Annotated in this window: 29 protein-coding genes; 8 read left to right on the forward strand and 21 right to left on the reverse strand. The window is 60.7% G+C overall.

From position 1 onward, the window contains the following. Positions 1 to 47 precede the first annotated feature (47 nt). The 4 genes from dsbG to KBP52_RS27545 form a co-directional block, all read right to left on the reverse strand. Positions 48 to 818, reverse strand: a complete 771-nt coding sequence (gene dsbG, locus KBP52_RS27530; RefSeq protein ID WP_212621381.1) for a thiol:disulfide interchange protein DsbG — start codon at positions 816 to 818, stop codon at positions 48 to 50. After that, positions 794 to 1675, reverse strand: coding sequence for a TlpA disulfide reductase family protein (locus KBP52_RS27535; RefSeq protein ID WP_212621382.1), 882 nt, complete (start codon positions 1673 to 1675; stop codon positions 794 to 796). Before KBP52_RS27535 ends, dsbG begins: the two co-directional genes overlap by 25 nt. Then, on the reverse strand, positions 1675 to 3408 hold the full coding sequence (gene dsbD / locus KBP52_RS27540; RefSeq protein ID WP_212621383.1) for a protein-disulfide reductase DsbD: 1734 nt from the start codon (positions 3406 to 3408) through the stop codon (positions 1675 to 1677). Before dsbD ends, KBP52_RS27535 begins: the two co-directional genes overlap by 1 nt. A gap of 97 nt (positions 3409 to 3505) precedes the next feature. Beyond that, positions 3506 to 4198, reverse strand: coding sequence for a hypothetical protein (locus KBP52_RS27545; protein WP_212621384.1), 693 nt, complete (start codon positions 4196 to 4198; stop codon positions 3506 to 3508). A 237-nt stretch (positions 4199 to 4435) separates the two neighbouring features. Here KBP52_RS27545 and KBP52_RS27550 point away from each other — a divergent pair, with 237 nt between their 5' ends. The 5 genes from KBP52_RS27550 to KBP52_RS27570 all read left to right on the forward strand — a co-directional run bounded on the left by KBP52_RS27550 (position 4436) and on the right by KBP52_RS27570 (position 9001). Then, entirely contained in the window at positions 4436 to 5116 is a 681-nt protein-coding gene (locus tag KBP52_RS27550) for a response regulator (protein ID WP_007908710.1), read from the forward strand. Beyond that, positions 5116 to 6438 carry an ATP-binding protein gene (locus KBP52_RS27555; protein WP_137217735.1) on the forward strand — a complete coding sequence of 441 codons (1323 nt, stop codon included), beginning with the start codon at positions 5116 to 5118 and terminating at the stop codon, positions 6436 to 6438. The genes KBP52_RS27550 and KBP52_RS27555 overlap by 1 nt, the downstream gene beginning before the upstream one ends. A gap of 215 nt (positions 6439 to 6653) precedes the next feature. Continuing rightward, positions 6654 to 7139, forward strand: a complete 486-nt coding sequence (locus KBP52_RS27560; protein ID WP_077573885.1) for a GNAT family N-acetyltransferase — start codon at positions 6654 to 6656, stop codon at positions 7137 to 7139. Between the two features lie 141 nt (positions 7140 to 7280). Next, positions 7281 to 8693, forward strand: a complete 1413-nt coding sequence (locus KBP52_RS27565) for an aspartate aminotransferase family protein (protein WP_123595338.1) — start codon at positions 7281 to 7283, stop codon at positions 8691 to 8693. A gap of 83 nt (positions 8694 to 8776) precedes the next feature. Continuing rightward, positions 8777 to 9001 (forward strand): MbtH family protein, encoded by a 225-nt coding sequence (locus KBP52_RS27570; protein WP_064391340.1) that lies wholly within the window; start codon positions 8777 to 8779, stop codon positions 8999 to 9001. A gap of 178 nt (positions 9002 to 9179) precedes the next feature. Here the strand turns inward: KBP52_RS27570 and KBP52_RS27575 are convergent, their stop codons facing one another. Genes KBP52_RS27575 through KBP52_RS27610 form a run of 8 tightly spaced genes read right to left on the reverse strand, consistent with a single transcriptional unit; the run spans position 9180 to position 15446 of the window. Then, entirely contained in the window at positions 9180 to 10085 is a 906-nt protein-coding gene (locus KBP52_RS27575) for a zinc ABC transporter substrate-binding protein (protein ID WP_212621385.1), read from the reverse strand. Further along, positions 10086 to 10985 (reverse strand): metal ABC transporter permease, encoded by a 900-nt coding sequence (locus KBP52_RS27580; protein ID WP_007917717.1) that lies wholly within the window; start codon positions 10983 to 10985, stop codon positions 10086 to 10088. It abuts the gene before it with no gap. Further along, positions 10985 to 11833: a metal ABC transporter ATP-binding protein gene (locus KBP52_RS27585; RefSeq protein WP_249122215.1), complete on the reverse strand. Its 849-nt coding sequence runs from the start codon at positions 11831 to 11833 to the stop codon at positions 10985 to 10987. Before KBP52_RS27585 ends, KBP52_RS27580 begins: the two co-directional genes overlap by 1 nt. Beyond that, complete coding sequence (locus tag KBP52_RS27590) at positions 11830 to 12759, reverse strand: metal ABC transporter substrate-binding protein (protein ID WP_212621386.1); 930 nt, start codon at positions 12757 to 12759, stop codon at positions 11830 to 11832. The genes KBP52_RS27585 and KBP52_RS27590 overlap by 4 nt, the downstream gene beginning before the upstream one ends. Positions 12760 to 12794: 35 nt before the next feature. Next, a complete protein-coding gene (locus KBP52_RS27595) occupies positions 12795 to 13370 on the reverse strand; it encodes a DUF6162 family protein (RefSeq protein ID WP_212621387.1) in 576 nt (191 codons plus the stop codon). Next, positions 13367 to 13708 (reverse strand): hypothetical protein, encoded by a 342-nt coding sequence (locus KBP52_RS27600; protein WP_212621388.1) that lies wholly within the window; start codon positions 13706 to 13708, stop codon positions 13367 to 13369. The genes KBP52_RS27595 and KBP52_RS27600 overlap by 4 nt, the downstream gene beginning before the upstream one ends. Next, positions 13705 to 14247, reverse strand: coding sequence for a thiamine pyrophosphate-binding protein (locus tag KBP52_RS27605; protein WP_077573878.1), 543 nt, complete (start codon positions 14245 to 14247; stop codon positions 13705 to 13707). The genes KBP52_RS27600 and KBP52_RS27605 overlap by 4 nt, the downstream gene beginning before the upstream one ends. Next, complete coding sequence (locus KBP52_RS27610; protein ID WP_137217729.1) at positions 14244 to 15446, reverse strand: PepSY domain-containing protein; 1203 nt, start codon at positions 15444 to 15446, stop codon at positions 14244 to 14246. The genes KBP52_RS27605 and KBP52_RS27610 overlap by 4 nt, the downstream gene beginning before the upstream one ends. Before the next feature lie 404 nt (positions 15447 to 15850). Between KBP52_RS27610 and leuC the strand changes: the two genes are divergently transcribed. Beyond that, positions 15851 to 17269: a 3-isopropylmalate dehydratase large subunit gene (leuC, locus tag KBP52_RS27615; protein WP_116030573.1), complete on the forward strand. Its 1419-nt coding sequence runs from the start codon at positions 15851 to 15853 to the stop codon at positions 17267 to 17269. Then, a complete protein-coding gene (gene leuD / locus KBP52_RS27620; protein WP_212621389.1) occupies positions 17266 to 17880 on the forward strand; it encodes a 3-isopropylmalate dehydratase small subunit in 615 nt (204 codons plus the stop codon). The genes leuC and leuD overlap by 4 nt, the downstream gene beginning before the upstream one ends. Before the next feature lie 126 nt (positions 17881 to 18006). Here the strand turns inward: leuD and KBP52_RS27625 are convergent, their stop codons facing one another. The 5 genes from KBP52_RS27625 to soxR form a co-directional block, all read right to left on the reverse strand. Further along, entirely contained in the window at positions 18007 to 18957 is a 951-nt protein-coding gene (locus tag KBP52_RS27625; protein ID WP_212621390.1) for a LysR substrate-binding domain-containing protein, read from the reverse strand. A gap of 24 nt (positions 18958 to 18981) precedes the next feature. Continuing rightward, a complete protein-coding gene (locus KBP52_RS27630) occupies positions 18982 to 19857 on the reverse strand; it encodes an alpha/beta fold hydrolase (RefSeq protein ID WP_123595363.1) in 876 nt (291 codons plus the stop codon). 231 nt (positions 19858 to 20088) lie between these two features. After that, positions 20089 to 21036, reverse strand: a complete 948-nt coding sequence (locus KBP52_RS27635; RefSeq protein WP_116033343.1) for an IS110 family transposase — start codon at positions 21034 to 21036, stop codon at positions 20089 to 20091. A 245-nt stretch (positions 21037 to 21281) separates the two neighbouring features. After that, entirely contained in the window at positions 21282 to 21740 is a 459-nt protein-coding gene (locus tag KBP52_RS27640) for a VOC family protein (RefSeq protein ID WP_077573872.1), read from the reverse strand. Positions 21741 to 21843: 103 nt separating this feature from the next. Beyond that, on the reverse strand, positions 21844 to 22296 hold the full coding sequence (soxR, locus tag KBP52_RS27645) for a redox-sensitive transcriptional activator SoxR (RefSeq protein ID WP_077573871.1): 453 nt from the start codon (positions 22294 to 22296) through the stop codon (positions 21844 to 21846). A gap of 93 nt (positions 22297 to 22389) precedes the next feature. Between soxR and KBP52_RS27650 the strand changes: the two genes are divergently transcribed. Beyond that, the gene (locus tag KBP52_RS27650) at positions 22390 to 22743 is read left to right on the forward strand and encodes an antibiotic biosynthesis monooxygenase (RefSeq protein WP_077573870.1); all 354 of its coding nucleotides are present in this window, start codon (positions 22390 to 22392) and stop codon (positions 22741 to 22743) included. On the opposite strand, the gene KBP52_RS27655 is transcribed toward KBP52_RS27650, so the two are convergent. The 4 genes from KBP52_RS27655 to msuE all read right to left on the reverse strand — a co-directional run bounded on the left by KBP52_RS27655 (position 22740) and on the right by msuE (position 26918). After that, on the reverse strand, positions 22740 to 23843 hold the full coding sequence (locus KBP52_RS27655; RefSeq protein WP_077573869.1) for a sigma-54 dependent transcriptional regulator: 1104 nt from the start codon (positions 23841 to 23843) through the stop codon (positions 22740 to 22742). The genes KBP52_RS27650 and KBP52_RS27655 overlap by 4 nt on opposite strands. Positions 23844 to 23879: 36 nt before the next feature. Then, positions 23880 to 25067 carry an acyl-CoA dehydrogenase family protein gene (locus KBP52_RS27660; RefSeq protein ID WP_212621391.1) on the reverse strand — a complete coding sequence of 396 codons (1188 nt, stop codon included), beginning with the start codon at positions 25065 to 25067 and terminating at the stop codon, positions 23880 to 23882. Between the two features lie 131 nt (positions 25068 to 25198). Next, positions 25199 to 26344 (reverse strand): FMNH2-dependent alkanesulfonate monooxygenase, encoded by a 1146-nt coding sequence (gene ssuD, locus KBP52_RS27665; RefSeq protein ID WP_095113068.1) that lies wholly within the window; start codon positions 26342 to 26344, stop codon positions 25199 to 25201. Positions 26345 to 26354: 10 nt separating this feature from the next. After that, positions 26355 to 26918 (reverse strand): FMN reductase, encoded by a 564-nt coding sequence (gene msuE, locus KBP52_RS27670; protein ID WP_016985421.1) that lies wholly within the window; start codon positions 26916 to 26918, stop codon positions 26355 to 26357. Positions 26919 to 26954: the final 36 nt, after the last annotated feature.

The following is a 26954-nucleotide window of genomic DNA, read 5'->3' on the forward strand; positions in this document are numbered from 1 at the left end:
TGTAGGAGTGAGCCTGCTCGCGATAGGGCCAGCCCAAGCGCCGAAGATTATTTAGGCCCGAGAATCTTCACCAACTTGTCCGGCGAAGGCGCACCTTGCTGCTGTTGCAACTCACCCTTGTCATCCATGTAGAAAATCGCCGGCGTGGCCTGCAAATCCAGGTCTTCCATCAACTGCATGTTCGCCGCCAGTTTGCTCTGCACCGCCACCGGAATCTCTTTCAAGGCTTTGAGCGAGCTGCCCTTGCCAGCCTTTTCATGATCTTCCAGGGCCTTGGCCGGATCCTTCGCAGCGAGCAGCGCCGCCGATTTGCCCGGGCTGTCTTCACGGATAATTCCGACCATGATGTGCCGCAGTTGCACCTTGCCGGCCTTGACCCATGGCCGCGCCTGTTCCCAGAACATGTTGCAGTAAGGGCAGTTCGGGTCGCTGAACAGGTACACGGTGCGCGGTGCATCCTTGTTGCCGTCCTGAATCCAGTTGCTCGCCTCGAACTTCGCCCAGACTTCCTTGGCCATCGGCGCGTAGACCAGTTTTTGCAGGGGCTCGCTGCTCAGGTCTTTGCCATCGGCGTCGTACAGATTACCGAGCAACACGTGTTTGCCGTCCGGGGTCAGGTACATCGCCATGCCGCGGTTCTGATACTGCGCCGCATAGCCGCGCAAGCCATCGGGGGCGTCGAACTGGCCGACGATTTTCGCGCCTTTGGCTTCGATCTGTTTGATCGCCGCAGGCAACTCTTCAGCAGCCTGCACCGACGGCAAGTGCAGCAGGGTGCTGCCCAGAGTCAGCGTCAGCAGGTGGCGGAGGCGGGGCATGGCAGTTTCCTTGCAGAGGTGGCCGGTGCGGTGGCCGGGTTCGAATTCGGGGTCGGGGTGTCAAAGTTTTCCAGCGCACGCGCCAGGCTGGCATTGGACAGCTCGCCCAAGTGGCTGGTCAGCAGGCGACCGTCAGGGCTATAGAACAGCGTAGTCGGCAATGCCATCGAACCGACGGCCTGACCCAGCCGACCACTGCGGTCGAACAGCACGTTATTGAGGCTCAGGCCCTGGGTTTCGAGAAACGTCGCCACGCTCTGCATGCTTTCAGCCTGATTGACGAACAGGAAGGTCAGGTCGGGGCGTTGTTGCTGAGCGCTTTCCAGCACCGGCATCTCGCGCCGGCACGGTGGACACCAGGTCGCCCACAGGTTGATCACCAGCGGGCCGCCCTGATAGTCGCTGAGCTGGATGGTTTCCCCGGCCGCGTTGCGCAGGGAGATGTCCGGCAGCCGGGTGCCTTGTTCATAGATGTTTAACGACAACGTCGCCAACAGCCAGAACGCCACACCGCTGGCCACGCCAAAACCCAACGGGCGACGCAGTCCTGGACGACGCCAGCCGCGATACAGCGCCGCCAGCAGCAACACAATCACACCCGGCCAGGCGAGGAAACCACCGTCACGCAAATCGATGATCTGCCACGGGTCATTGCGATAGTGCGACCAGTAAAGCAGCACAAATGCCACCCGCGCCGCGAGCATCCCGAGCAGAAACAGGCTGAACAATGCCGACTCGGGGTTATCGCCGCCGCGCTTGGCCACCCGCCAGCCGACAAAGGTCGCCAGCGCCAGGGCACTGATCAGCAGCAGGTGGTTAAGTGCGATGGCAAAGGTGCCGAGGGTTAACGTCAGCATTAATTGGCGTCCCGGGTGGTGGCCCAGCGTTGCAGAAACGTCTCGGCATCGACTTCGCCGGTGATGCGCTGGCTGCGGCGTTCTTCGCCATCCGTGCCGATCCAGACGAAGCTCGGTGGCCCCGGCACTTTGTAGCGGCTGAGCAGTTCACGGCTGGCGGCATTGTCGGCAGTGACATCGAGGCGCAGCAGGCGTACGTCATTCAACGCCTGCATGACCTTGTCCTTGCCGAACACCTGCTTCTCCATGACTTTGCACGACACACACCAGTCGGCGTAGTAATCGAGCAGCACCCACTGACCCTGAGCCTTGGCGGCATCGAGTTCGCGTTGCAGCGCCGCCGGCTCCTTGATCGTGGTGAACGCGTCATGAGCCGATGGCAGCGCTGCGCTGGAGCGGCCGGCGCTGTAGACCTGCAACGGCTGATACGGATCATCGCTGCCGCCCGCCGCACCAATCACCAGCAAACTGCCCCACAGGCCGAGCAACAGCGAGGTCGCGCCGAACAGTTGGGCAGCGCGGCCAAAACCTTCGGACTGTTTCCAGGCACAGAACGCTGCGATCAACAGCAATGCACCGCACAGGCCCAGCCACAACGAAGCATCGAGCACCGGACGCAACATCAACAGCGCCGTGGCGAGGAAGAGGAAACCGAATACGCCCTTGAGCAGGTTCATCCAGGCGCCGGGTTTGGGCAGGAAGCGATTGCCCACGGTCACCAGCAACAACAACGGCACACCGATGCCGATGCCCAGCGAGAACAGAATCAAGCCACCGTGCAGCGCATTGCCGCTCTGCGCGATGTACAGCAACGCACCTGCCAGCGGCGCGGTCATGCACGGGCCGACCAGCAGACCGGACAACGCTCCGAGCACCCCGGCGCCAATCAGACTGCCACCGCTGCGACTGCGCGAGGCGTGTTCAAGACGATCGCGCAGGGCCACCGGCAATTGCAGTTCAAAGAAACCGAACATCGGCAAGGCCAGCACCACGAAGATCGCGGCAAACGTGCCGAGCAGCCACGGATTCTGCAACCACGCCTGCAGGTTGGCGCCGAGTAGCGCAGCAATCACACCCATCGCCGCATAGACCAGCGCCATGCAGATCACATAACTGCCGGCCAGTGCGAAACCGCGACGCGGGGTGGCACCACTGCCGACCACCATGCCGGCCAGAATCGGCAGCATCGGCAATGTGCATGGGGTGAAGGCTAGCAACAGACCGAGGCCGAAAAACACCAGCAAACTCCAGCCCAGTGCCCGTTGTTGCAAGCTGCTGGCCAAGGCCTGATCCGGCGCTTCAGCGCTTGCGGCCACTGCCGCTTTGCCGCCCAGGTCAATGACCCGGGTTTGCGGCGGATAGCACAGACCCGCATCGGCACAGCCCTGATAGCTGACCTTGATCTGGCCTGTGGCTGTCGCCGGGATTTTCACTTCCAGCCCTTGGCGATAGACCGGTTGTTCACCGAAGAACTCGTCGCTGTGGGATTCGCCTTCAGGCAGCGCGGGTTGCTGCTCTGCGCTCAGGCCATCGAATTTCAGGCGTTTCTGATACAGGTAATAGCCGTCGGTGATTTGCCAGAACAGCTGGGTTTCACCGGATTCAAGACGTTCGGAGGTGAGCACGAACGCCTTGTCGACCGGCAGAAACTCCGGCTTGGTATCAAATGGATTGTTCCCGGCCTGGGCCAGGCTGGAAATCAGCAGAGCAAACAAAAGAAAAAAATGACGCATGGAGGAGCCTTGTCCCTGTGCAAGTGAGGTGCAGAATGGGCGGCGGCGATTAACCGATAATTAACCATATCCTACAAGGCCCTCCGGTTTCGGCCAATCAGCCGCGCAGCAGTCCTGGCCAGTTCTGGTCATTGATGGTTTGCGGTCCGGCGACCAGACGGTCGGACTGAATGTTGTAAGTCAGGTACTGGTTGTCGGTCAGGAAGATGTACCAGTAGCTGTCGGCGAAAGTCCGGTCATTTTGCGCTGCCGTGATGATGCGGTCCTTGTACGGTCTCAGCGCGCCTAGTTGATAATCCCCGAAGGATTTGTAAGTCAGGGTCTTTGCCTTGTAGTTAAACGATAGATAGTGCCCATCGTTGAGGATGAATCTAAACAGGAACGGGTGGCCGGTTAGTTGGAACCAGGTGCCGGCGATGATTTTGTCGAAGTAGGGCAGTATTGGCTTCCAGATTGAATCGGCAATTTTATAGAAGGCATCGACCTTGTCTTTGTCTTGATTGTATTTACACACCACGGGTGTGGTTCCCTGATAGAAGAACAACCAGGCAATATCTTCATCGGACGAGGTGTTCCAGCCGAATGAAGTGGTTGTCAGTCCGAAACGCAAGTCTTTGGCATAAGAACCAAAGCTGTCCCAGCTATCGGTAACCGGGGCGGGGTAGTTGGTGGATACCTTGTTGTCACCGAGATCGAATCGGGAATAGGTGTCGCTGTCCTTGAAAAAGAAATAAATACGGTCAGGGCCGGAGCGCCAATCGATCGCGACGAAGTTTTTCAGTTGAGGCATGTTTATTAAGTCCCTTTAAAGTTGTCGGTGGTTGCCAGTCGAAAACTAAATGATCGAAGGGTTATTACATAGGCAGAAACTGTTTCTTTATCAGTGGGAAATTTAAGCGCCGGGTGGATCCCTGCGTCGGGTGGCGCCCCGATGTTTTTGCCCGGCTTTCCGTAAACGCCGGTGACGGCCATAATTGCCGCTTAATCCTCGCCTGCTTCACTCGCCTTTTTTATCCACGGAGCACCCATGCACGTACTGGTTTGCGAAGACGATGAGCTGATCGCCAGCGGCATCGTTGCCGGTCTCACGGCTCAGGGTTTGACCGTTGAGCACGTCAACACTGCGTCGAAGGCGCGGGCGATGCTCAAGGTCGCCGAATTCGACGTGATGGTGCTCGATCTCGGCCTGCCCGACGAAGATGGCCTCAAATTGCTGCAACAATTGCGGCAGAGCGGCCTGGAGATTCCGGTGCTGATTCTGACCGCGCGCGACTCGGTGACCGACCGTGTCGACGGCTTGCAGGCCGGGGCTGACGATTACCTGCTCAAACCGTTCGATCTGCGTGAACTGTTCGCCCGTCTGCAAACCCTGTTGCGCCGGGTCGCCGGACGCAGCGTCAACCTGATCGAGCACGGCGCGCTGACCTACGATCCGAGCAGTCGCGAAACCACCCTGGCCGGGCAACCGGTGGACTTGTCGCGGCGTGAGCAATCGCTGTTGCAGGCACTGCTGCACAATCGCGGCCGGGTGCTGTCCACCGAGCAGTTGAAAGACAGTGTCTACGGCTTCAACGATGAACTGGAAAGCAACGCGTTGAACGTGCACATCCATCACCTGCGCAGCAAACTGGGTAAAGGCATCGTCGAAACCGTGCGCGGCCTGGGCTATCGCCTCGGCCCGGCTGACGGTGGAGATCAAGGCAAGTGATGAGCCTGCGACTGCGCCTGAGCCTGACCCTCGGCGCCGCGTTTGCGCTGATCTGGGCGCTGGCGGCGGCCTGGATGCTCAGTGACCTGCGCAATCAGATGATGTTTTCCCTCGACCAGCGTCTGGTAGCCTCGGCGCGCATGGTAGCCGGGCTGCTGGAACAGTTGCCGACTTTGCCGAGCAAAGGCGAGGGCACGCATTTCAGTGCCGAACAACTGAATATCCCCGGTGGCATGGCTTGTCAGGTCAGTTCGTTGCGCGGGGAAATTCTCGCGCGCAGCCACAACAATCCCGAACAGGCGCTGGAAGCCGAGAAGATGGGCTTCCATGACCAGATGATCGACGGTGCACCGTGGCGCAGCTTCACCCTGGCCCGCGGAGATGTGCGGATTACCACCGCCGATCGGCAGATCGAGCGCGAAGCCCTGAACATGTCGATCCTGCTGGCGGCATCGGTGCCGGTGGGCGTGGCGCTGCTCGGCTGCCTGTGCCTGTTGTGGCTGGGCATCGGCCAGGGGCTGGCGCCGCTCAACCGCCTGCGGGAAGCGCTGATGCGGCGCAATGCCGACTCGCTTGAGCCGTTGCAGATCCAGACCTTCCCCAGCGAATTGAAGCCGCTGCTGGAAACGCAAAATCAGTTGTTTCAACGCATCGGCAAGACCATCGAGCGTGAGCGCCGTCTGACCGGTGACGCGGCGCATGAACTGCGCAGCCCGCTGACGGCGATCAAAACGCACCTGCAAGTCGCGCGCATGACCGATGGCAGCGCCCGCGATCAGTCGCTGGCGCGGGCCGAGGAAGGCGCCGATCGTCTGCATCGAACCCTTGAGCAACTGCTGTTGCTGGCGCGGGTCGAGGGCAGTCTGTCGTTCGATGACGGTTCGCAATGCAGCGCCGAGCAAGTGGCACGCCTGGCGATTCAGGACGCCACCGGTGGCGAGCGCCTGCGCATCAAACTGCAACTGCCGACCGAGCTTTGCGCTGCGCCGCTGCAAATGCCGGCCGTGCTGTCGATTGCGGCGCTGCGCAATCTGCTCGACAACGCCCTGCGCCATACGCCCGAAGACTGCGCGGTTGAGCTGAGCCTGGAAACCATTGGCAACCGCGTGCGTTTTGTCGTGCGCGACCATGGCCCGGGGATTGCGCCGGATGACCTGCAACACCTGACCCAGCGTTTCTGGCGCAACGGCCAGAGCACCGGTTGCGGCCTCGGCCTGGCGATTGTTCAGGCAATTGTTCAGCGTTGTGACTGCGCGCTGCATTTCGACAGCCGCCCGGATGGCCTGCGCGTCGAACTGACCATGCCGTTGCAACCGGTCTGATTCCACCGCAAATCCCCTGTGGGAGCGAGCCTGCTCGCGAAGACGGCGGCACACTCAACATCAGTGTGGCTGCCAAATCGCTTTCGCGAGCAGGCTCGCTCCCACACGGAAAGGTGTTGTGGCACATCAAATGTAACCTCTCGGCGTTCGCTATCCGGCTGAAGTGGGGGTAAGTTCGACGCAGCTTTGACTCAATGGATTGAGGGAACTGCGCCATGGAAGCAACCATCTGTATTCGTCCGGCCACACTGGCCGACGCCGGTATCATCAGCCGCATCATCGAACGTTCGATTCGCATCGGATGTGCGCTCGATCACCGTAACGATCCATCACTCGTCAGCCAATGGATCGGCCTGCAATCCGCCGATTTCATCAGTGCACGACTGGCCGATCCGCACTTCTATCTCTGCATCGCGCTGTTGGCGAACAAACCGGCCGGTGTCGGCATGGCGCAGGCCAGCGGCGGCATTTTGCTGTGTTACGTCCAGCCAGAGTCATTTCGCCGGGGCGTCGGGCGAGCGCTGATGTTGGATCTGGAAGGCTGGTTACGGGTTCGCGGTGTTTCTCACGCTGATCTCAACAGCACGCGCACCGGCCAGGCATTTTATCGGCGTTTGGGCTATCGCGAATCAGCGCCGCCCCTCGAATACCAAGGCTTGCAGACCCTGCCCATGCACAAGCCGATGGCAGCGCCGGGCTGACAACTCGATCACGGGCTAAATCCTCAGGCCCCTTAAGCGTTTCCAGAACAGGAAAACCTGCAAGTGCGCCCCGCGATCGGAATGCGCACTGTCCGGTGTGCTGTTTTGGTCACTATCCATAGCCAATTGAGGGGTCGAGAGATGTCAGTCGCCACCAGCCTTATCGAAGAGTCGTCGGCCCGGGTTACTTCGGCCCCGGCCGAAACGCTGTACCAGTTCAATGAGTCGCCACTGCTGGCCCGTCAGGCCCGCCAGGAATCCAACGCGCGCAGCTATCCACGACGTATTCCATTGGCTCTGAAGCGCGCCAAAGGCCTGTATGTCGAAGACGTTGAAGGACGCACGTTCATCGACTGTCTGGCCGGTGCCGGCACGCTGGCGCTGGGGCATAACCACCCGGTGGTGATCGAAGCGATCCAACAGGTGCTGGCCGATGAATTGCCGCTGCACACCCTCGACCTGACCACACCGGTCAAGGATCAGTTTGTCCAGGATCTGTTCGGTCTGCTGCCATCGGCCCTCGCGGCTGAAGCGAAAATCCAGTTCTGCGGCCCGACCGGTACCGATGCTGTGGAAGCGGCGTTGAAGCTGGTACGCACGGCGACCGGGCGCAGTACCGTGCTGTCGTTTTCCGGCGGTTATCACGGCATGAGCCAGGGCGCGCTGAGTCTGATGGGCAGCCTGGGGCCGAAAAAGCCCTTGGGCGCCTTGCTCAGTAATGGCGTGCAGTTCATGCCGTTCCCGTATGACTACCGCTGCCCGTTCGGCCTCGGTGGCGCAGCTGGCGTGAAGGCTAACCTGAGTTACCTGGAAAACCTGCTCAACGATCCCGAGGCTGGCGTGCAACTGCCCGCAGCGGTGATCGTCGAAGCGGTGCAGGGCGAAGGCGGCGTGATTCCGGCGGACATCGAGTGGTTGCGCGGTTTGCGCCGGATCACCGAGCAGGCCGGTGTGGCGCTGATCGTCGACGAGATCCAGAGCGGTTTCGCCCGTACCGGCAAGATGTTTGCCTTCGAACACGCCGACATCACCCCGGATGTGGTGGTGTTGTCCAAAGCCATCGGCGGCAGCTTGCCGTTGGCTGTGGTGGTCTACCGTGACTGGCTCGACACCTGGCAGCCAGGTGCGCACGCCGGCACCTTCCGTGGCAATCAGATGGCCATGGCGGCAGGTTCCGCGGTGATGCGTTATCTGGTTGAGCACAAGGTCTGCGAACACGCTGCTGCCATGGGCGAGCGCCTCAGCGAGCACCTGCGCATCCTGCAACGCGACTTCCCGCAACTGGGTGATATTCGTGGTCGTGGCCTGATGCTCGGGGTAGAGCTGGTCGAGCCGAACGGCACGCCGGATGCGCTCGGCCATCCGCCGGCGTTTGCGCGACTGGCGCCGCTGGTCCAGCGCGAATGCCTCAAGCGTGGGCTGATTCTGGAGCTGGGCGGTCGCCATGGCGCGGTAGTGCGTTTCCTGCCGCCGCTGGTGATTACCGCTGCCGAAATCGACCGTGTTGCGCAAATCTTTGGTCGCGCTTTGGCCGCCGCCACCGCGTCGCTGTAAATTTTTCGCCGCGCCGAACGTTCTTTCTACATACCCGGTTGCACCCTTCGTGCAGCCCACCCTTACAACGATGGAGAACCAGCATGACGTCAGTATTCGACCGCGAGGACATCCTCTTTCAGGTCGTGGTCAACCACGAAGAGCAATACTCGATCTGGCCGGATTACAAAGCCGTGCCGGAAGGCTGGCGCACTGTGGGCAAGAGCGGCCTGAAAAAGGAATGCCTGGCCTACATTGAAGAAACCTGGACTGACATGCGTCCGCTGAGCCTGCGCCAGAAGATGGAAGGGCAGGCCGCCGCGCAATAAGCGGCCGGGCAAAAGAAAACCCGCTGGACTGGTGACAGTCAGCGGGTTTTTTCTTGCCTTGGATTTGTGTAGTCCGGGCTGGCCTCATCGCGAGCAGGCTCACTCCTACATTTGGAATGCGCTCCCCCTGTAGGAGTGAGCCTGCTCGCGATGAACGATAACGCGGTTTCGGCTAAAACTAAGCCCCGCTCAAACCCTTCAACAGCAAATCCACATTGCCTTCCAGCTCCGCCACCGGATCCGCCGCATCGGTGCTCAACACCACCAGACGACTACCCGATTCGGCAATCGCCGCTTTCACCGGCTCTGACGGCTGCCGATGATGCAGCACCACCGCGACATCATTGTCCTTTAGCGTTGCCGTCAGTTTTTTCAGATCCTCAGCCGTCCACTCGGCATCAGGGCGTGGATCCTGACCGATCAGCTCCAGATTGAGGCTGCCGATCAAATAGCCGAAGTGATCGCTCAAACTCAACACACTCAGATTGTCGGCGTTGGCCAGACGCGCTTCGCTATCGGCGCTGAGCTTCAACAGACGCTGCTTCAACGTCGCCAGATTCGCCTCGATCGCAGGCTTTGCGCTCGGTGCCAGGCGCACCAGATCCGCCGCCATCACATCCGCCATGCGTCCCATGTTGTTGCTCGCCAGCCACGGTTGACTGTTCAAGCCATCAACCTTCAGATCCGGTTGCACGGCAATGCCCGGCAGGGCGCCGTCGACCGGACGCGCGGCGTCGACTTCGACAATGCGGATATTGCTGCGGCGGGCGATCGGGTACAACTGATCATCCAGCCATAGCGAGCGCACGCCAATGACGGCATCGGCACCGGTTGCCAGTTTGCTCAGGGCCGGAGCGCCACGCCCGGTGAAGTAGGCACTCTGACGACTGCCCGGCAGGTTCGCCGGCGCCGCGCGTTCGAGATTGACATCAGTGCCCTTGAGCAGCGCTTCTGCCAAGCCAAAGGTGATGGGCAACGAGGCGAGTACCTGCAGCGGTTTAGCTTTTTCGGCGGCCATCAACGGCGTGCAGACCACACCGCAGAGGGTCATGGCCAAGGTCAGTTTTCGCAGTGAAAAAGTCATTTATCCAAGATTCCCTTTCAGACTCGGGACAACCCCGCGCGCAATGGCAGCGAGGGCGAAGGCTATGCCGGCGACCAGAATGATCGCGGCGCCGGATGGAATCGGCAGGTCAAACACGATCGGCGCAAGAATCCCGCACAACGTGCTGACCGTGGCGATCAGCACCGAGCACCAGAAGAAGCCCTTGAGCGACTGACTGAGCAAACGCGCCGCTGCTGCTGGAATCACCAGCAGCGCGCCGACCAGAATCGCACCGATGACTTTCACCGCGGCCACGGTGATCAGCGTCACCAGAATCACGAACAGATAATCCAGGGTTTTCACCGCCACCCCGCGCACCGCTGCCAGTTGCGGATTGAAGCTGGCGAGCATGATGCGGTTGTACAGCGGCAAGGCCAGCGCCATGACCAGCGAACCGACGATGGCCAGCACCGCCAGATCGTTGCCGTTGACCGTCAGCACTGAGCCGAACAGTACGTTTTCGAGAATGTGCACGTTGATCTTGCCCGCCAGGATCAACAGCAGACTCGCGCCGAGTGCCAGCGACACCGACAGAAACACGCCGATCAGAGTGTCCGGCGCCAGACCGGTGCGGTTGCGCAGGTAATTGAGCAGGATGCCGAACAGCAGGCAGTAACCGAACAGGCTGCCGTACGGACCGGTGTAGGGTTCGCCGAGCAGGATGCCGATGGCCACGCCGGTCAGCGCCGCGTGGCCCACCGCTTCGGAGAAAAACGCGAAGCGCTTGACCACCACCAGCGTGCCGAGGCCGCCGAGTACCGGGCCGATCAGCAGGCCGGCAAGCAATGCATTGACCACAAAGCCGTAGGCCAGTGCTTCCGGCAGATAGCCGGACGAGGCCCAGCCTTGCACCATCAAACGAAAGGCTTCGTAACTCATCAGGCAGCGCTCCGTGGATGGGTAGAAAACAGCGTGAGCAGACGTTCCGGGGTCAGCGCCTGTTGTGGCGTGGCGTCGAACAGCACACGACGGTTAAGGCCGGTGACCCGATCGGCCAGACGCCCGACCGCTTCCAGATCGTGCTCGATCCACAGCACGGTGATGCCCGTCGCGCGCCAGTCATTGAGCAGGCGCTCGAACACCTGAATTCCGGCTTCATCAAGGGCCGACATCGGTTCATCCAGCACCAGCAATTGCGGCGCCGGAATCAAGCCTTGTGCGAGCAGCACCCGCTGCCGTTCCCCGCCGGACAGCGCACCCATGCGCCGCTTGCGTTTGTCCTGCATGCCGACGCGTTCCAGCGCATCGCCAATGGCGCCGGCGTAACGCTTGCTCAAACCGAGAAACGCCGGGCGTCGCTGACACATCGCGGCCATGAAATCGTCGACGGTCAAAGGCAAACCGCGATCGAACTCCAGCGCCTGTGGCACATAACCGATGGTCCCGGGTTCGCCGGGCCATTGCAGGCTGAGATGGCCCTGATGCGGCATTTGCCCGAGCAAGGTTTTGATCAGCGAACTCTTGCCGCCACCGTTGGGGCCGACCAGCGCATGCACGCTGCCGGGCTGCACCTGGAAGGTGACCTTGTCGAGAATCGTCGTGCGCCCCAGCGTCAGACAAATCCCCGCAAAATTCAGAGTCGGCCCCGAAACCTGTAGGAGTGAGCCTGCTCGCGATAGCGGTATGTCATCCAACGAAGATGTTGCCTGGACCGACGCCTTCGCGAGCAGGCTCGCTGCCACAGGGGACTCGGTGTTTTCGGGGGAAAGGATCTCTCTGGAAGTCATGCGCCGGACTCCTGAATCGCCCGCACCACGGTGTTGAGGTTGCCGGTCATTTCCTTTTCGTACTTGTCGGCGGTGTATTCGCCGTAGGAAATGTGCGACAGCGGATACAGTTTCACGCCGGACTCACGCTGAATCGTTTCGACGTAAGTGGAGGGGAAATCCATCTCCGAGAAGATCACCTTCACGTCCAGTTCACGCAACTGGTCGATGGTCTTCTTCAATTGGTTTGGGCTCGGCTCGATGCCGTGGGCCGGCTCGACCACGGCGGTCACTTCCAGGCCGAACTCACGCAGCAAATAGTCATAAGCGGCGTGCACCGTGGCCACGCGCAGTTCTGCGTTCGGTGCTTGCGTCAGTTTGGCCAGCGCGTCGGCGCGCATCTGCCGCAGGCGTTTGCCGTAGGCGCGGGCGTTCTGGGTGTAGGTCTTGGCGTTGTCCGGATCGAGTTTGCCCAGTTCGCGCGCGATGTTGTTGACCTGGGCGATGGAGGCGCTGATCGACAGGAATGTGTGCGGATTCACCACTTTGCCGGCGCCGCGTGCGGCAACCCCGGTGGCGGCCAGCAGCGGCACGTTTTCGTTGGCTTCGATGGTTTTGATGTCGGGCGTATCGCTGGCGGCGATCATGCGGTCGGCGAAGTCGTCATGGCCGACACCGTTGAGCACGATCACGTCCAGCCCGCTGATGCGTTTGATGTCCTCGGCCCGCGGTTCGTAGGCATGCGGATTGAAACCGGCCGGGATCAGCGGCACCACCTCGGCCTTGTCGCCGACGATGTTCGCCACATAGCTGTAATACGGGTGCAGGGTGATGCCGATGCGCAGGCGTTTGGCCTGATCGGCAATGGCCAATGGGCTGAGCAGGCAGGCGCAGAGGCCGAGCAGAAACAGACGCAACAATGGACGGCGAGACGATGAAATAGACATGGGCAAACGGTCTTCTCTCGAATGAGGGCGAGGAATCAATGGCGATGTTCGCGGGTAACCCCGGCATCGTATTGCGCGACGATCTGTTTCCAGCCAGCGGCGGACAGGGCGGCTTCAGTCAGTTCGGTCGGCGCTGTCAGATTGGCGTCGCGGTTGAGCCAGATATCGGGCGCAGCCTTGTCGTCGGCGCTCAGCAACATCACGAACGAACCGGCAACCGCTGTGCTTTGGCTACGGCCGAAATAGGCGGTATTCGCCAGCATCTGCCAGGCATGACCGCCACGGCTGACCGAACTCGCATCCTGGGCAAACGGCGCAAAGCCTTCGTCGGCCAGATATTGCGGTGTCGGCAGGGCTTGCTGTTCTTCGCGCAGCAAGCGGATTTCGTCGAGGGTCACCCGCAGGTCGGCGTAGATGCCTTGTTCCGAAGCGCTGAGGTCGCGGCGCGCGTCGAGTTGATTTGTCGCCACCGGCTCCGGTTCATGGGAGACCCCGCGCCACGCGACCACAGAACCTGCGACCGCGAGGATCAACAGGCACAACAGCAGCACATTGAGGGTTTCATGACCGGCACCGGCCGGACGCACGATTTGTTGGGTGGGCGTACTCATGGGGCTTCGATATCCGCTTGGTCGATTTCCACTACGTGGCCTGGACCGGCGTCGAACAGTACGTAAAACTCGGCGCCAGGCTTCTTGAACGTCAGCGTGGAATCGGCGCCGAGCTTGCCCGGCACCAGAACAGTTTCGTCATAACCGATCACATCAAGGGTCACGCCTGGCGCGCCGCTGCCGTCAGAGAAACCACCGGTGCATTTGATCTGCTCGGCGTCGATGGCTTTGCATTCGCACATCGGGTTGTGTGCCAGCGCACCGGCACTGAAGCCGGCGCACAGCACCAGCAGCGCGGTATTCAACCGCAGGCGGGAAAGGCGTTGCGAGCAAGTCATGGTTTGGCTCCTTGTTTGTTCAACCAGGCAATGGTGGCGGGGGAGGCCTGACTCAGAGGGATCGAAGCCTGATGCATGCTGCCGTCCCAGCCTTCCATGGTGATCCACAGTTCGGCGTCGGCTTTGGTTTTTTCCGGAACCGGCAGTTGGCTGCCCATGCGATACGGTGTACCGAAGAAAATCACCCCTGCGGCACGCAGGCTGCGCGGTTTGCCGATGCGCAGATAAGTGGCCTTGACCTGTTCAACGCAGGCATCGCACAGCGCTGCGTTGAAGTCCTTCATGTAGCCGGCTGGACCGCTCAGATGCGGGGCTTCGTTGCGCAGTTCGGCCAGACGCAAACTCCAGGGGCCGACCTGAACGTCACCTATTTCGCGCTCGCCCAGGCCGCTGTCGCCGCGAAACAGCGACACGTCGGCGAAGTACTTGGGCATGAATCCCAACGGGATCAGCAACAGCAGCGCATTGATGTGGAAGCGCCATTTGTGCCAGAAACGGCTCAGGCGCGACGGTGGGGTGGCGGTGCTGGACTGGCTCACAGGTTTGCCTCCGAAGTTTCACGGGCGAAGGCCGGTTGTGCCGGGGCGCTGCGGGCCTTCTTGCTTTCGCGCTTGAGCGCGTTGGCGGTGGCCAGAGCGGTGCGTTTGGTCCAGATCAGCAGACCGCTGAGCACCATCATGCTCAACAGCAAGCCGAAGAAGAACCAGATCAGCTTGATCCACAGTCCACCGAAATCACCGGTGTGCAGCGGCCGCATGGATTCGGTGACAAATTCCAGGGAAGAGCGGTCGCTGATCAGTCGCGAGGCGGCCATGTCACCGTTGAACGGATTCAGCGTGGCTGTCTGGAACATCAGCGGATACCAGCCGCGACCGCCGACGCTCATGTGGCTGTAGGCATTGCCGGGCATGCTGATGAAGCTGACTTCGAGGCCGGGGATTTTCTGTTCGGCGATCTCCACCGCGCGATCCAGGCTGATCCGTGGCGGCGGCGAAGCATCAGCCGAGATTGGCACGCTTTCACGCGCCATGGCCGGAATAATGGGCTCGGTCGAAATCGACACCTGGTTGTCGAACAGGAAAGCCTGAATCAGGAACCAGGTACCGGTTATCGAAATCACCGCGATAAACCAGATCGACCAGATCCCGCTGAGGCGGTGGAAGTCGCCCCAGAAAATCCGTGCGCCGTGGCGAATGCGCAAGGTCGGGCGCAGAAAGCCTTTCCAGAAACGCTTGTACACCACAAGGCCGGTTACCAGCGAGGCGAGCATCGGCAAACCGAGGAACGACACCAGATACCAGCCCCAGCTGTAACCGTTGGTAAAGGGCACCAGCCACCAGCCATGCAGGGCGCGGGTAAAAGCCTGGAAGTTGAAGTCGGGAGCGCTGCCTTGTATCACGCCGGTGTACGGGTTGACGTAAACGGTCTGCGAGCGTCCGTCCGGATAACTGACGCTGACGTCGAGGGCGAAGTGTGATTCGTCCGGTCGGCTGATGCTTTCTACCAGTGTTTGCGGTTCGGCTTTTTTGATGGCGGCCAGCACCTGCTCAAAGCTGAGCAGCGGTGCATCGTCGGCGGGCTGACTGGCGCGCATCTGCGGGTTGGCCAGCCAGACGATTTCCTGGCTGACCACCGCCAGAGTGCCCGTGACACAGACGATCAGCACAAAGAACCAGATCGGTAACGCCAGCCAGCTATGAACGAGGAACCACAGTTTGGAGCGGGATTTCTTCGACATGATTGTGCGTCTTGTTTTCGGTGAAAGGGCACGTGGCTACGGGCTTCGCAGCACAGCAGTCCCCGAAAGGCGCTCGTGGCTTTTGCCTACGCGAACGGCCTGCATCTATATAGGACGGATGAGTGGGGCAAATCCTGAAAGGTGATATGAAAGCAAATGTTTCCCAGTTCCCCGGTCACCACGAATCCCCTTGTGGGAGCGAGCCTGCTCGCGAAAGCGCCGGGTCAGTCACTTCATCCGTTGCCTGATCCACCGCTTTCGCGAGCAGGCTCGCTCCCACAGGGTTTTGCTGCGTGCAGGGGATCAAACACGATTCATGATCCACGCCATCACTCTCTGCCAATTGATGGCCGACCCGCGCTCCCTATGATGGGAATCACCCGATTCCCTGAGTGAGCGCCTTGATGACCGCCAGAACCCTCTACGACAAACACATCGATTCGCACACGGTGTGCCGCCTCGACGATCAGGGCCATGTCCTGTTGTATATCGATCGTCAGGTGATCAACGAATACACCAGCCCGCAGGCCTTCAGCGGTTTGCGCGCGGCCGGGCGCGAGGTCTGGCGGCCGGGCACGGCGCTGGCGGTGGTCGATCACGTCAACCCGACCACGCCTGTGCGCATCGCGGCAATGCCTGATGCGGGCGGCGCGCGGCAAGTGTCGTATCTGGCGCAGAACTGCCGCGATTTCGGCATCGAGTTGCTGGACATCCTCGACAAACGTCAGGGCATCGAACACGTGATCGCTCCCGAGCAGGGTTTCATTCTGCCCGGCATGGTCATCGCCGCTGGCGACAGCCATACCACCACCTATGGCGCGCTTGGCGCCTTCGGTTTCGGCATCGGCACGTCCGAGATCGAGCATTTGCTGGCCTCGCAGACCCTGGTCTACAAACGTCTGAAAAGCCTGCGCGTGACTGTCGACGGCGATCTGGCGCCGGGCCTGACCTCCAAAGACGTGATCATGGCCCTGATCGGCCGCATCGGTGCGTCCGGGGCCAGCGGTTACGCGATCGAGTTCTGCGGCTCGACCATCGACGCCCTCAGCGTTGAAGCGCGCATGACCATCTGCAATATGGCGGTCGAGGCCGGCGCGCGCGGGGCGTTCATGGCGCCGGATGACAAGGTCTTCGCCTATCTCAAAGGCAAGCCGCGTGCGCCGCAAGGCGAGTTGTGGGAGCGGGGCGTGGAGAAGTGGCGCGAATTACGCAGTGATCCGGGCGCGGTGTTTGACCGCGAGATTCACCTCGCCGCCAGCGTCCTGGAGCCGATGGTCACCTGGGGCACTAGCCCTGATCAGGCCGCCGCGATCGGTGCGCGAGTGCCGGACCCACAAGCGATCAGCGATCCGATCCTGCGTCAGGACATGCGCCGCGCCCTCAACTACATGGGCCTCGAAGCGGGCATGGCGCTCAGCGATATCGTCATCAGCCATGCCTTTATCGGTTCGTGCACCAATGCGCGAATCGAAGACCTGCGTGATGCCGCCAGCGTCGTGCGCGGGCAGCAAGTGGCAGAGCATGTGCGGGCGATGATCGTCCCCGGCTCCAGCGAAGTTCGCGCGCAGGCCGAGGCCGAAGGGCTGGCGCAGATCTTTATCGATGCCGGTTTCGAATGGCGACAGTCCGGCTGCTCGATGTGCCTGGCGATGAACGACGACGTCCTCGCACCCGGTGACCGTTGCGCATCCAGCACCAACCGCAACTTCGAAGGCCGTCAGGGCGCTGGCGCCCGTACTCATCTGATGAGCCCGGCAATGGTCGCCGCAGCAGCGATCAGCGGTCGACTCACCGATATCCGCCACTTTGGAGAACGCCCATGAGCCTGCAGCCCTTCACGCAAGTCAGTGGCCAGGCCGCGCCGTTGCTGGCGGCCAATGTCGACACGGACGTGATCATGCCCAAGCAGTTCCTCAAAGGCATTGATCGTCAGGGACTCGATCGCGGCTTGTTTTTCGATCTGCGGTTTCTGCGCGATGGCAGCCCCAACCCCGATTTCGTTTTGAACCAACCAGCGTGGCAGGGCGCAAGTTTTCTGCTGGTCGGGCCGAATTTCGGCTGCGGATCGAGCCGCGAACATGCGGTCTGGGGCTTGCAGCAGATGGGCATCCGCGCGTTGATCGGCAGCAGTTTTGCCGGGATCTTCTACGACAATTGCCAGCGTAACGGGGTCTTGTTGATCACCCTGGAAGAGGCGCAGGTGCAACGCATCGGACAGCTTGTCGGTCAGGCTGAAACGGCGCGGGTCAATATTGATCTGGAGACTCAGCGGATTAGTCTGGCGGATGGCACGGTGATCGATTTCCAGATCGATACGCTGCGTAAAACCGCGCTGCTGCTCGGCCTGGATGCCATCGGCAGCACCCTGCAACGGCGCGAACAGATCAAGGCTTTCGAGCGCCAGCACCTGGCCAACAACCCGTGGCTTTGCTGACACACCACTGATCCCCTGTAGGCCTTCGCCTGCTCGTGATAGCGGTGGATCAGTCAGAGTTGTCGTATCTGACACACCGCTATCGCGAGCAGGCTCACTCCTACAAGGGGATTAGTGGTGTCTGGACTACAGCGACAATCCTTTGAAATGCGCCTGCAAAAACTCCACACACGCGCGCAACTTCCCCGAATGCGCCAGCCGCGTCGGGTACACCGCCCAGACGTTGGCGCTCTGGCTGTAATCGTCCAGCACCTGCACCAAGCGTCCTAGTTCCAGCAACGGCTTCACATCCCACAGCGAACGCAACAACACCCCACGCCCGTCCAGCGCCCACTGCAAAACAATCTCGCCGTTGTTGGACGACAACGGCCCGCTGACCCGCACGCTCTCTTGCCCACCGTCGCGAACCAGATTCCAGATACCGAAGGCGTTGTCGCGCTCCTTGATCACCAGGCAATCGTGTTGTTGAAGTTCGTCGAGCGTTTGCGGCGTACCGCGGCGTTGCAGATAACCCGGGGCGGCGCACAGCACGCGCCGATTGCTGACCAGACGCCGACCAATGTGCTGACCGGGAATGTCGTCGCCGACGCGGATCTCCAGGTCGAAGCCTTCATTGATGATGTCCACCACCCGGTCAAACAGGTCGAGGCGAATCTCCAGTTCTGGATAACGTTCGGCCAGCAACGACACCGCCGGGGCGACGTGATTGCGACCGAAACCGAAACTGCTGCAAATGTGCAAACGCCCACGCGGGCTGTCGTGGGCGTCGGACAATTCGTCGTGCAGTTGCTGGAAATCATCGAGAATGCGCAACGCCCAGCGTTGCACGCGTTCACCGTCCTGGGTCAGCGAGACGCGCCGGCTGGTGCGGTGCAGGAGGCGAGTGCCTAGGGTGGTTTCTAAAATCTGGATGCGTTTGCTGACGTAGGCCGGTGACAGGCCCAACTCATCGGCCGCAGCGGCAAAGCCGTTTTTGCGGATCACGGTGAGCAGCACACGCAGGTCTTCGGGCAGAGGCACGGTGTCTTTCTTCTGGGACATGTCAAAACGAACACTGGCGGCAGAAGCCGCCAGCATAGCACCGAGATCCGGCGGCTCGGCTCAGCGCAAAAAGGCCAGTGCTTCAGCGAGCAACGGTTCGGGGACTTCTTCGGCAAGGTAATGGCCGGCGGGCAGCGCTTGGCCGCTGACGTTGCTCGCCACTTGCTGCCATTCCTTGAGCGGATCGAAGCAGCGTCCGACCGTGCCTTCGGCGCCCCACAACACGCGCAATGGCAGATTCAGATGATGCCCGGCGGCGATGTCGGCGCGGTCGTGCTCAAGATCGATGCTGGCGCTGGCGCGATAGTCTTCGCAGATACCGCGCGCGCTGCCAGGTTGTTGCAGGCAGCGCAGGTATTCGCCGAAGGCTGCATCGGTAAACGGCTTGAGTCCGGCGCTGCGACTGCCCATCACGCTGCGCAGATAGCTTTCGGGATCGGCTTCGAGCAAGGTTTCCGGCAGTGGCGCCGGGCGGATCAGAAAGAACCAATGCCAATACGCGCGGGCGAAGGCTTCGTTGGTTTGCGCATACATCGACAGGGTCGGCGCGATGTCGAGCAGCATCATCCGTTGCACGGCGGCGCGGTGATCGAGCGCCAGGCGATGGGCGACCCGCGCGCCACGGTCGTGAGCGAGGATCGAAAACTGCTCGAAGCCCAGCGACTGCATCAACTCGACATTGTCGCGGGCCATTTCGCGTTTCGAGTAATTAACGTGCAACTCATCGGCAGCCGGGCGGCTGCTGTCACCGTAACCGCGCAGGTCGGCGGCGACCACGGTGAAGTGTTCGGCCAGTTGTTCGGCAATCTTGTGCCAGATCACGTGGGTCTGCGGGTGCCCGTGCAACAGCAACAGTCCCGGGCCGCTGCCGCCGAGGCGGTAGGCAATGTCGACGCCGTTGACGTGGCGCTGGTCTTTGCGGAATCCGGCAAACATCGGGCTGATCCTTGTTCAGGGTTCTGGTTGGCTGCATCCTGAAATCGTTCGGCGTTTACGGCAAGGGGCAAAGCGTGGTGGGCGGGTTCATGAAGTGTGTTGATGAGGTTCTGCGTTGTATGTAAAGGCCCCTTCGCGAGCAGGCTCGCTCCCACAGGAATTTTCGGTGTGACCACTATCTATGCCACCTAACGAAACCCTGTGGGAGATTCTATGGTTCATGCCTAGCCCCTAAACGGCTTTAGGTGAGTATTCGCTCTGGTTTTTCAACAGAGCAAATACCACCCGAGCAAGCTTGCGGGCTAGTGCGACCAGTGCTTGGGTAGTGCTCAATCCGCGCTCTCTCAAAGCCTCATAAAATCCTTTCCACGCCGAGGTCCGGCTCGCCGCCATTGCAGCGTTGTGCAGCAACCGACGCGCCTCTGAGTCGCCTCGTTTGGTCAGGCAGCGACGGCCTTTCTTTTTGCCTGAGTCAGATATGCGCAGATCCAGGCCTAGAAAGGCGATGAAAGCGTCGGCATTCCTGAAATCCCCACGCTGAAAGGATGCGAGCAAGCGGGCGCCGGTCAACGTACCGATGCCTTCTACCTTCATGCAACGCTTGAGCTGAGCGCCTAAACCAGCTTCGTCTATCTGCGTCAGGATCGTTTTCTCCAGCAGGATTTCCAGTCTTTGCATGGCGTTTATCTGATTTTTGAAAGCGGTTTTGAGCAACGGCTCATTCTCCCAACTCTGCTTGAGGCTGACACGAGCCTGGACCAGAGCCGCACGGCGCCGGAAAAGACTGATGAGCCGGCAATACAAGGGCGACGGCGGTGTCCAAGGGCGTAAGTGGTCCCCTTCGTTTGTCAGATAACGGGCCAGTAATCGGGCATCCAGCGCATCAGTTTTAGCGCGAACGTTCACGCCTTTGCGGTAATGGCTGAGCTCATAACCGCCAACCATATAGATCACGCAACCATTGGCATACGCCAGATCAGCAAATTCCTGGTGATAGATATTGGTGGCTTCGATGGCGATAGCCACTGGCTTGGCTACAGTTTTGAGCCATTTTTTGATTGCTGCTTTGGTGTTAGAGATTGTCTCGAGTTGATCTGATTCGGTGCAATAAATCACCAGTTCATCCTTGGCGACATCAACCCCGATGATCGACTGAGTAGTAACGACGGGCATTGCCATGAGAAATCCTCCGGGCTAAGGTTTGAACACTTGAAGGGTTCACCCAGAGGCGCAGGCTTGTTCCTATCGTCGGTCTAGGCCAGATGCATTCTTTATCGGCGCTTGGGTGAAAGGAGGAGGGTGAAATCTCCCACGGTCTGTACTGCGCTAACAGTCAGAATCGAGCCTTGTCCCTCCTCCTCCCTTCAAGTCCTACCATACAAGCGAGCCTGCTCGCGAAGAGGCCAGTCCAGACACTGAAATGCTCAACCCTGCTGAAACATCTCCATCGCCCGCTGCTTGATCTGCTCTTCAGTCAGATCCTCCTTGCGCGAGGCCAGAAACCACAGATGCCCATACGGATCCTTCAACGTCCCGCTGCGATCACCGTAAAACTGATCCTTGACCTCGGACACCGTCGTCGCCCCGGCATCCAGTGCTCGCTGAAACGACTTGTCGACATCGGTCACATACAAATGCAAACCAACCGACACGGCTTGATCCGGATTACTCAACGGCCCCTGATCACACGGTGAACCGAGCATGATCGCGCTGTCGCCAATGCGCAGCTCGGCGTGGCCGATGCCGCCGTCGGGCATGGCCAGGCGCATGACTTCGGTGGCGCCGAAGGCTTTTTTATAGAAATCGATGGCCTCGGCGGCTTTGTGGATGCCGAGATATGGGGTGATGCTGTGATACCCCTCGGGAATGGGTTTGACGCTCATGACGTTCTCCCTGATTTTTGTTCTATGAGATGTGGCTCCACCGGATTTGTGGAAGATTCACTATAGAACCGTCTTCGCCATGCAGATTTTTGCCCGACGAGCGTCAGTCTTCGGGAAAGTGCGGCCCCGGTCCCTGTTCACCCAGCACATCGCCCTGATTGCGCAGCGGGCAGGCCTCCATCGACAAACAGCCGCAACCGATGCAGCCATTGAGCCGATCGCGCAGTAGCGTCAGTTGTTCGATCCGTTCATCCAACTCGCGCCGCCATTGCTGCGAGAGGATTTTCCAGTCGGCCGCGCTGGGCGCCCGATCCTGCGGGAGGATTTTCAGTGCCTCGCCAATCTCCGCCAGCGGAATCCCCAGCCGCTGCGCGACTTTGATCAACGCGACCCGGCGCAGCACTTCGCGCGGATAGCGCCGCTGATTGCCGGCATTGCGCTGGCTCTTGATCAGGCCTTTGGATTCATAAAAGTGCAGAGCGGTGACGGCGACGCCACTGCGCGCTGCGACTTCGCCGACGGTTAACTGTTTGTGCACGTTTTCTTTGCTGATCATTTGAAGACAGCTCTTGACCTTGACTTAACTAGAGGTTTTACCCTGCAGGTCTTCGAGTCGCAAGGCTCGTCTTACGCTGAGTGGGGGCTTTCCATGAACAACCGCAGTTTTACCCAATTGATCGAATTTGAAATCGAACCACGCCAACAACCTGCGCTGGTCACCGCACTGTCGAGGCAAACCGAGCGTCTGGCGCAGCGTTACGACGGTTTCGTCAGCGCCAGTGTGCAGGCCAGTGATGACGGCCGGCGTGTACTGAGTTTTCTCCAATGGCAGTCCCGCGAGGCGGGGGAGGCGGCGTTTCGCAGCTTCGAGAGCGGCGAACAGGACTTCTGGCAACTGATTCACACCCATCAGGCGAAAACCATCACCTTCAATTCGTTCCAGGTGCTGAGCAGCATCGCCCGCAGTCACGACGATGCGCTGCACTGCCACCTGGTGGGCTAGATCGACAGCTGGATCAAGCGCTCGCCTTGCAGATTTTCCGTCAGTCGCCGCTTGTTCACCGCCAGTTCGCCGATCTTGATCAGTCGCGTGCGGGTGACGTTGCGGCTCAGACCAAGCAACGCGGCGGTGTGCACCTGGTTGTAATGGCAGAAGCGATAAGCTGCGCGCAACAAGGCGTCTTCGACTTTTTCGTGTAACGCGCCGGCCTGTTGCGCGAAGAGTTTTTGAAAGGCCTGTTCCAGCAACGCCTCCGGTGAATCATCGGCACTGCTGTGATGATCGTCCGGGCGATCGATGCGCAGATTCGACAGGCGCAAGTCATCGCGTTCGATCACGCCATTGCGGCAGATCAGCAAGGTGTGGTGGATGACGTTTTCCAGCTCACGAATATTGCCCGGCCAACTGTAGGCACGCAGTTTGTGCTCGGCGCCGGGGCTGATACTGACGCGGCCATAACCGAGGCGCTGGCTGTAGGCCTCGATGAAGTGGCGCGTGAGCGGCAGTATGTCGCCGGGACGGTCGCGCAACGGACTCAGTTCGAGATTGACCACGTTGAGGCGGTAATACAGATCCTCGCGGAAATGGCCGGCATTGATGGCTTTTTCCAGCTGCACATTGGTCGCCGCCAGCACCCGCACATCGATAGGAATGCTTTTGCGCGAGCCAAGCCGCACCACCTCGCGCTCCTGCAAAACACGCAACAACTTGACCTGAATCGCCATCGGCAGATCGCCGATCTCATCGAGAAACAACGTGCCGCCATCCGCTTCCTCGAACCAGCCGGCCTTGGCGCTCAGTGCGCCGGTGAACGCACCTTTTTCATGACCGAACAATTCCGCCTCTACCAGCGATTCGGAAAACGCCCCGCAATTGACCGCGATAAACGGCCGATGACGGCGATTGCTGAGGTTATGAATATGCCGCGCTACCAGCTCTTTGCCGGTGCCGGTCTCGCCGATGATCAGCACACTCGCTTCGCTCGGCGCGACCTGTTGCAAATGCGCGAGCAGGGCCTGGGATTTAGGATCCTCGAAGACCTGCGCAGTGGCGCGGATCGACGTGGCGAGCGCGGGGGAGGGCGGTAGGGTCAGCAGTTGCATGGGCTCGTCCTTCTTTTTAGTTCAAATGCAGGCAGGTCAGGAATAGAAAGTCGGCACCGGCAGCGACTGATTCAGCGCCCAGTCGCCTAGCTCATGGAGTTTGTAATCCAGCGGGTCGTGCAGGGTTTGCGTGCGCAGGTTGCGCCAGTGGCGGTCGAGACGCAGGGAGGCATGGGTCGAGCGCGCGCCGGTCACTTCGAACAAACGGCTGCAAATCTCCAGGCCCTGACGGCTGGCCGCGACTTTGGCCGTGGCAATCGCCGTGGCGACATGCCCGCGCTCTTCGGCGCTGAGGTTCGCGCCTTTGGCCCAGGCCTCATCGAGCAACGCCGCCGCGCGTTCGACCAGCAGACGAATGCCTTCCAGCGCCACCCAGAACTCGCCGTAATGCGCGAGTACGTACGGGTCTTCACGTACATCGCGCGCCGTGGATTTATGCCAGAGCCGGGTTTCGCTGAGGGTGTATTGCCGCGCCTCTTCGAAAGCACCTTCGGCAATCCCGAGAAACATATGCGTGAAAGTCAGCTGCGCGATCAATGGTCGCAAGCAGGCGAACGGTGTACTCAGCGGGCCGGGATCGAGGAGCAGTTCCGACTCTTCGACGCGCACCCGTTCAAACGTGGCGCTGCCGCTGTCGGTCTGGCGCTGGCCGATGTTGTTCCAGTCGTTGTGCAGGGTGATGCCACTGCGTCCGCTGGGAATCGCCGCGATCAGCAACTTGCCGCCAGCACTTTCATCGACGGCCGAAGCGATCAGCATCTGTGAGTCGCTGGCGCCGGAACAGAAGCTTTTCTTCCCGGAAAATTCGCGCCAGCCGCCGAGATCCTTGACCACGGTGCGGGTGTCGAGCGGGTTCAGCGCGTTGCCCCAGAACCAGTTCTGCCGCGCGGTCTGTTCGAACCACGGCTGCCATTGTTCCGGCCGGGAAAACAGGCGCACGGTGGCGAGCATCAAGTGATGAAAACCGAACACGTGGGCGATCGAGCTGTCGACTTTGGCGAACTCGCGAACGACTTGCAGGGTTTCGCTCCAGCTCGCGCCGAGGCCGCCGTAGCGGGTGGGAATGCTCAGGGCCAACAGGCCGCTGTCACGCAGGGCATCGCGCTCGGCTTTCGGCGTGCCACCGCGTTCGTCGCGTTCGACAGCGGTGAGGGCAAACTCGGCGGCCAGTTGGCGGGCGGTCTGCAGCGGGGATATCAAAGTACTTTGCGGTTTGGCGGTCACGCGGTGTTCCTCAAAGAATCAACTCAGCCCCTGTGGGAGCGAGCTTGCTCGCGAAGGGGCGGAACAGCCGGCATCATCGTTGGCTGACACAACGCATTCGCGAGCAAGCTCGCTCCCACAAAGGATTTGTTTCAGGCAGTGGCTTTTGTGGGCAACACATCGTTGGCAATCATTTCGCCAAACGGCCCGGTCAGATTGGTCACGCCACGCCCGGCCAGACTGGCGTAAGGCTCGGGCAGCAGCGGGAACACCAGCTCGGCAAAGCGGTAAGCCTCTTCCAGGTGTGGATAACCGGAGAAGATGAAACTCTCTATGCCCAGATCCGCGTATTCCTTGATCCGCGCCGCCACTTGCTGCGGATCACCCACCAGCGCCGTACCGGCACCACCGCGCACCAGACCGACACCGGCCCATAGATTCGGGGCAATTTCGAGGTTGTCGCGACGGCCATCGTGCAACGCCGCCATGCGCCGTTGACCTTCGGAGTCGAAGCGCGAGAAGGATTTCTGTGCCGCCTCAATAGTCTCGTCGCTGATGTGTTCGATCAGTTTGTCCGCGGCTTTCCAGGCCTCTTCGGCGGTCTCGCGCACGATCACATGCAAGCGAATACCGAACTTCACCTTGCGCCCATGTCGCGCCGCACGTTCGCGCACATCGGCGAGTTTTTCCGCAACCGCGGCCGGCGGTTCGCCCCAGGTCAGATAGACATCGACCTGTTCGGCAGCCAGATCATGCGCGGCATCGGAGGAACCACCAAAGTACAGCGGCGGATAGGGTTTCTGCACCGGCGGATACAGCGCTTTGGCGTTCTGCACCTTCAGGTGTTTGCCGTCGAAATCCACCGCTTCACCTTGCAACACGCGTCGCCAGATCTTCAGGAATTCATCGGTGACTTCATAGCGCTCGGCGTGGCTGAGGAAACTGCCGTCGCCACGGTTTTCATCCGGATCGCCGCCGGTCACCACGTTGATCAACAAGCGGCCGTTGGACAGGCGATCGAGGGTCGCAGCCATGCGCGCCGAGACTGTCGGCGAGATGATCCCCGGACGGATCGCCACCAGATAACGCAGACGCTCGGTCAACGGCACCAGTGCCGAGGCGATCACCCACGAGTCTTCGCAGGAGCGCCCGGTGGGAATCAGCACGCCGTGGTAGCCCAGGCTGTCAGCGGCCTGCGCCACTTGTTTCAGATAATTGAGCGTGACCGGGCGCGCGCCTTGGGTGGTGCCCAGATAGTGGCCGTCGCCGTGGGTCGGCAGGAACCAGAAAACATCCATGAACGGCTCCTCAGGCGATTTTCAGCAAGGGTTTGATTTGGGTGGCGAACAGCGGCGCGGCGCGTTCGGCGGCGAGGCGGATGCGCGCTTTCAACAATTCGCTGGTGATCTGGTAATCGGCGAAGTCGGCTTCGGTGGCGTACACGCCGATCGGCAACGTCATGGCCTGGAAGAAGCTGAACAGCGGGCGCAACTGGTGATCGAGGACCAACGCATGGCGTTCGCTGCCGCCGGTTGCGGCCAGCAGCACCGGCGTGTCGATCAGCGCGTTGAGGTCGATCAGGTCGAACAGGTGCTTGAGCAGACCCGGGTAGGAACCGCGATAAACCGGCGCGGCAACGATCAGCAGATCGGCTTGCTCAATGGCCTGCAACTCGGCTTCAACCTCGGCACTGAGTTCCTGACGCGACAGCGCGCCGCCGAGCGGGCGAGCGATATCACCGAGTTCGATCAAATGGCTTTCGATGGTCAGGTGCCCGGCGAGTTCGGCGAGCAAGGCTTGGGTCAGCACCAGAGTACGGGACGGACGCCAGGTGCCGCCGGAGAGGGCGACGACTTTCAGGGGACGCGACATGATCAGTTCCTTTTTTCAACAGTTGCTCAGCGAGCA

The organism is Pseudomonas sp. SCA2728.1_7, assembly GCF_018138145.1.
Classification (GTDB): Bacteria; Pseudomonadota; Gammaproteobacteria; order Pseudomonadales; family Pseudomonadaceae; genus Aquipseudomonas; species Aquipseudomonas koreensis_A.

Coding starts and splice junctions, on each gene's coding strand:
- leuC (WP_116030573.1), top strand. CDS start 15,851: ATGACCGCCAGAACCCTCTACGACAAACACATCGATTCGCACACGGTG.
- msuE (WP_016985421.1), bottom strand. CDS start 26,918: ATGTCGCGTCCCCTGAAAGTCGTCGCCCTCTCCGGCGGCACCTGGCGT.
- KBP52_RS27625 (WP_212621390.1), bottom strand. CDS start 18,957: ATGCTGGCGGCTTCTGCCGCCAGTGTTCGTTTTGACATGTCCCAGAAG.
- KBP52_RS27570 (WP_064391340.1), top strand. CDS start 8,777: ATGACGTCAGTATTCGACCGCGAGGACATCCTCTTTCAGGTCGTGGTC.
- KBP52_RS27580 (WP_007917717.1), bottom strand. CDS start 10,985: ATGAGTTACGAAGCCTTTCGTTTGATGGTGCAAGGCTGGGCCTCGTCC.
- KBP52_RS27640 (WP_077573872.1), bottom strand. CDS start 21,740: ATGAGCGTCAAACCCATTCCCGAGGGGTATCACAGCATCACCCCATAT.
- KBP52_RS27600 (WP_212621388.1), bottom strand. CDS start 13,708: ATGACTTGCTCGCAACGCCTTTCCCGCCTGCGGTTGAATACCGCGCTG.
- dsbD (WP_212621383.1), bottom strand. CDS start 3,408: ATGCGTCATTTTTTTCTTTTGTTTGCTCTGCTGATTTCCAGCCTGGCC.
- KBP52_RS27590 (WP_212621386.1), bottom strand. CDS start 12,759: ATGTCTATTTCATCGTCTCGCCGTCCATTGTTGCGTCTGTTTCTGCTC.
- KBP52_RS27575 (WP_212621385.1), bottom strand. CDS start 10,085: ATGACTTTTTCACTGCGAAAACTGACCTTGGCCATGACCCTCTGCGGT.
- KBP52_RS27565 (WP_123595338.1), top strand. CDS start 7,281: ATGTCAGTCGCCACCAGCCTTATCGAAGAGTCGTCGGCCCGGGTTACT.
- KBP52_RS27650 (WP_077573870.1), top strand. CDS start 22,390: ATGAACAACCGCAGTTTTACCCAATTGATCGAATTTGAAATCGAACCA.
- KBP52_RS27655 (WP_077573869.1), bottom strand. CDS start 23,843: ATGCAACTGCTGACCCTACCGCCCTCCCCCGCGCTCGCCACGTCGATC.
- KBP52_RS27545 (WP_212621384.1), bottom strand. CDS start 4,198: ATGCCTCAACTGAAAAACTTCGTCGCGATCGATTGGCGCTCCGGCCCT.
- KBP52_RS27610 (WP_137217729.1), bottom strand. CDS start 15,446: ATGTCGAAGAAATCCCGCTCCAAACTGTGGTTCCTCGTTCATAGCTGG.
- KBP52_RS27535 (WP_212621382.1), bottom strand. CDS start 1,675: ATGCTGACGTTAACCCTCGGCACCTTTGCCATCGCACTTAACCACCTG.
- KBP52_RS27550 (WP_007908710.1), top strand. CDS start 4,436: ATGCACGTACTGGTTTGCGAAGACGATGAGCTGATCGCCAGCGGCATC.
- KBP52_RS27635 (WP_116033343.1), bottom strand. CDS start 21,036: ATGGCAATGCCCGTCGTTACTACTCAGTCGATCATCGGGGTTGATGTC.
- KBP52_RS27560 (WP_077573885.1), top strand. CDS start 6,654: ATGGAAGCAACCATCTGTATTCGTCCGGCCACACTGGCCGACGCCGGT.
- leuD (WP_212621389.1), top strand. CDS start 17,266: ATGAGCCTGCAGCCCTTCACGCAAGTCAGTGGCCAGGCCGCGCCGTTG.
- KBP52_RS27595 (WP_212621387.1), bottom strand. CDS start 13,370: ATGAGTACGCCCACCCAACAAATCGTGCGTCCGGCCGGTGCCGGTCAT.
- ssuD (WP_095113068.1), bottom strand. CDS start 26,344: ATGGATGTTTTCTGGTTCCTGCCGACCCACGGCGACGGCCACTATCTG.
- dsbG (WP_212621381.1), bottom strand. CDS start 818: ATGCCCCGCCTCCGCCACCTGCTGACGCTGACTCTGGGCAGCACCCTG.
- KBP52_RS27555 (WP_137217735.1), top strand. CDS start 5,116: ATGAGCCTGCGACTGCGCCTGAGCCTGACCCTCGGCGCCGCGTTTGCG.
- KBP52_RS27630 (WP_123595363.1), bottom strand. CDS start 19,857: ATGTTTGCCGGATTCCGCAAAGACCAGCGCCACGTCAACGGCGTCGAC.
- soxR (WP_077573871.1), bottom strand. CDS start 22,296: ATGATCAGCAAAGAAAACGTGCACAAACAGTTAACCGTCGGCGAAGTC.
- KBP52_RS27585 (WP_249122215.1), bottom strand. CDS start 11,833: ATGACTTCCAGAGAGATCCTTTCCCCCGAAAACACCGAGTCCCCTGTG.